The sequence below is a fragment of the Paenibacillus sp. N119s genome (assembly GCF_059447605.1).
In genome coordinates, this window is the sequence record NZ_JCAJRU010000376.1 from 1 (window position 1) to 2,935 (window position 2,935).

Here is a 2,935-nt window from a genome sequence, read left to right on the forward strand (position 1 = left end):
GGCTGTTCCTGTAACGACAGCATCCAATACAACATCAACGAAGTCAGACCAAGAGACAAAGAGATGACAGGAAGGGGGAACGGGAATGGATTGGAGCCGCGCTAAAAACGTACTGATCTGTACATTTTTGCTGCTCAATGTGGTATTGGGTTATCAACTGTGGCATGATGCGCAGGAAACGGCCGGACCGAATCTGGATTTTACCTCACTGGATGAAAACACGCAGCGTTTAATGGAAGAGAAAAGCATTCAGGTGCTGGCTCCGATTCCCGGAGATACCCCGCAGCTGCCCAAGCTTTCTTATACCTACGTCCATAGTGGAGAGAAAGGTGACCTTGTGCAGCTGCTGAGACCGGTAGACAGCAAGCTGGTATTCACGCATGATGCACTAGTGGAGGCACTGGAGTTGCAGATCAAGGATATCGATAACTATCAGTATGATCCGCTGGATGTTCAGGAGGAGCTTGTGCCCGGACAGGCAGATGCTTTTGTACTGCATCCGTTGGTACAGGGCAAGTGGCCGCTCTTTAATGTGAAGCTGGCCCTGTTTTACAGCAATCAGAAAATTACAGGATATCGCAAAATTGAGGTGGAGCTTCAGCCTTCGGATGAAGCAAAGAAAATGCTGCCTGCGTCCAAAGCCTTGGCCAGGCTGATCGACGGCTATTTGCCGCGTGACTCCGTAGTGAAGGATATCCGGCTCGGATATTACGGACAAACCTTTAACTCTGATAGTCAGGTGGCTGCTCCGGTGTGGCGGTTTATGCTGGACAATGGAAAAGGTGTGTATTATGTGCAGATGAACGGAGATGTCATCAGTCCAAAGACAGAACATACAGAAGGGTCTTGAACAGATATGGGGATTTCTTTTACCGTGCTGTCGAGCGGTTCGACCGGCAACGCTACCGTTGTACGGAACGAAGACACGACATTGCTCATTGACGCAGGTCTCAGCGCAAAGCGTATTGACGAGCTGCTGAAAGAACGTGATTTGAGCGGAGAAGAATTGGATGGTATTTTGGTGACGCATGAGCATTCTGATCATGTTAAAGGACTAGGCGCCATGGCGCGTAAATATAATTTACCTATATATGCTAACGAGAAGACATGGTCTGCCATCAGCAATGCTGTTGGACAAATCGCGGATGATAACCGCAGAATATTGGAGACAGGTGCAACACGGGAATTTGAGTCATTGCGTGTAGAGTCATTTGGTATCTCCCATGATGCGGCTGAGCCCGTAGGATACAGCTTTTATGATGGGTCAGAGAAGCTTAGCGTAGCGACTGATCTCGGCTATGTCAGCGATAAGGTAAAACAAGCAATATCAGATGCAGATGTATTGGTGCTGGAGGCTAATCATGATGTAGAAATGCTGCGGATGGGTCGGTATCCTTGGAACATCAAACGCCGTATTCTCAGCGATATCGGTCACTTATCCAATGAGATGGCAGGTGCGATTCTTAGCGAGCTGTTGACCGGACGGACAAAGCGAACGTACCTGGCGCATTTGAGCCGCGACCACAATATGATGGAACTTGCGAAGATGACCGTACGCGGTGCGATGGAAGACCGCGGCTGTTTTTACAAGGATAGTGAGTTTCGATTGTGTGATACGTATTATGATCGTCCTACACCTTGGGATAAGGTAAGTGAGCCATAAAGCTGTCCAGTTCGGCGGCTTTGCGCTCAACCTCTTCACGGGTTACTATGCCTTTATCTACCAGTAGTTCGATCAATGTACTTAGCGCCAGTGTATTACGGTAGTGCTCGTCTTTCAAATCCGCAAGTTTGGCTGCCATGCGCACTTCATCCATAGCGGAACGATGGGAATTCATCATATATTCCTCCTGTAAAAATATTTTTAAAATGGCCTGCAATAAGCTTGGTTCTGTCTGTGGTTTTGCCGAGTGCTGTGATACAATAAAGCTAACAACAGAAAGCTTTCTGTAGGAAGGCTCTCATCGAAAGTATAGGCTGCTTTAAGCGGACGGGAACAAGCCAGAACGTCTCTATGAGACGATCATTTTGTAATAGAATAGAAGACTTGTTACTATTGTAGTCCATTGGTTTGGAAATCATTCCTCTTTTTCCCTCTATTCGGAGTTAAATTCGGCGTGTATGCTAATTTATGAGATTTGGTTGCTTAGGAAAGTGCCATTTGTGGTGATTAATAAGTAGGCCGAAACGATGAGTAGCTGGATTCCGATGGTAGGGGATATTCAATCCATTTGTGATGTTCAACGGAGCAGGTTCTCTGTAGCATAGGTTGGCGCAAGCCCGAATAGCCCTAATTTTTTAGTGAGTGTCGGTGCATGACAACGAAGGGGAGAGGATTAGCATGGGCTTGTTTGAAGATGATTTTTATTCAACGAAGGTCTCCACGCGTGCGGCTAAAAAAACAGCATTTAAAGCACGTCGTGGAGGACGGGGACGTTGGCCGCACAGGAATCACCGGGTAAGCCCGGTGCAGGCTGCTGTCATTAGCGGTGCGGTTAGTGCAGTGGTTGCCGTGCTGCTGTTCAGCTTTATTACAGGTCTGCCCTCCACTACAGCAGTAACCGGAGCAAGTCATTATCCCTTGCGGCAAGCAGCGGGCGATCCGTATGACCGGATTGTGCAAGCGGCAGCCAAGGTACGCCCAGCTGTCGTCAGCATCGTAAACTTGAAAGGGGAAGACGGTCACAGTACGGAACAATCAGCGCTTGGATCGGGCGTCATTTTCCGGGTGAGCTCAGGCAAAGCCTTTATTATGACGAACAACCATGTCATCGAAGGATCGGATGATCTGGATATTGTAACCGTAGACGGTGTGAGAAAAGAGGCGAAGCTGGTCGGAAAGGATCGCATTAGTGATATCGCCGTACTGGCCGTTGATGATAAAGGCATTAGCACAGTAGCGGATATCGGGGACTCCAGCAAGCTTCGTCTGGGC

The 2,935-nt window shown here is 48.3% G+C and carries 4 protein-coding genes; 3 read left to right on the top strand and 1 reads right to left on the bottom strand.

Annotation, left to right across the window (positions count from 1 at the left end; translation table 11 throughout):
• The first annotated feature begins 85 nt into the window (after nucleotides 1-85).
• Both yycI and AC5V8P_RS24805 read left to right on the top strand, forming a co-directional pair.
• A complete protein-coding gene (yycI, locus tag AC5V8P_RS24800) occupies nucleotides 86-850 on the top strand; it encodes a two-component system regulatory protein YycI (protein ID WP_063211723.1) in 765 nt (254 codons plus the stop codon).
• Nucleotides 851-856: 6 nt separating this feature from the next.
• Complete coding sequence (locus AC5V8P_RS24805) at nucleotides 857-1,663, top strand: MBL fold metallo-hydrolase (protein WP_063211725.1); 807 nt, start codon at nucleotides 857-859, stop codon at nucleotides 1,661-1,663.
• Here the strand turns inward: AC5V8P_RS24805 and AC5V8P_RS24810 are convergent.
• The gene (locus AC5V8P_RS24810) at nucleotides 1,632-1,838 is read right to left on the bottom strand and encodes a hypothetical protein (RefSeq protein ID WP_013373883.1); all 207 of its coding nucleotides are present in this window, start codon (nucleotides 1,836-1,838) and stop codon (nucleotides 1,632-1,634) included. The two genes, AC5V8P_RS24805 and AC5V8P_RS24810, sit on opposite strands and share 32 nt — an antisense overlap.
• 503 nt (nucleotides 1,839-2,341) lie before the next feature.
• Between AC5V8P_RS24810 and AC5V8P_RS24815 the strand changes: the two genes are divergently transcribed.
• Nucleotides 2,342-2,935 (top strand): trypsin-like peptidase domain-containing protein (locus AC5V8P_RS24815; protein ID WP_495473984.1); only part of this gene is annotated, 594 nt, incomplete at its 3' end.

Excerpts from the sequence above, each read along its gene's own strand:
- yycI (WP_063211723.1), top strand. The coding sequence starts at position 86 with ATGGATTGGAGCCGCGCTAAAAACGTACTGATCTGTACATTTTTGCTG.
- AC5V8P_RS24805 (WP_063211725.1), top strand. The coding sequence starts at position 857 with ATGGGGATTTCTTTTACCGTGCTGTCGAGCGGTTCGACCGGCAACGCT.
- AC5V8P_RS24810 (WP_013373883.1), bottom strand. The coding sequence starts at position 1,838 with ATGAATTCCCATCGTTCCGCTATGGATGAAGTGCGCATGGCAGCCAAA.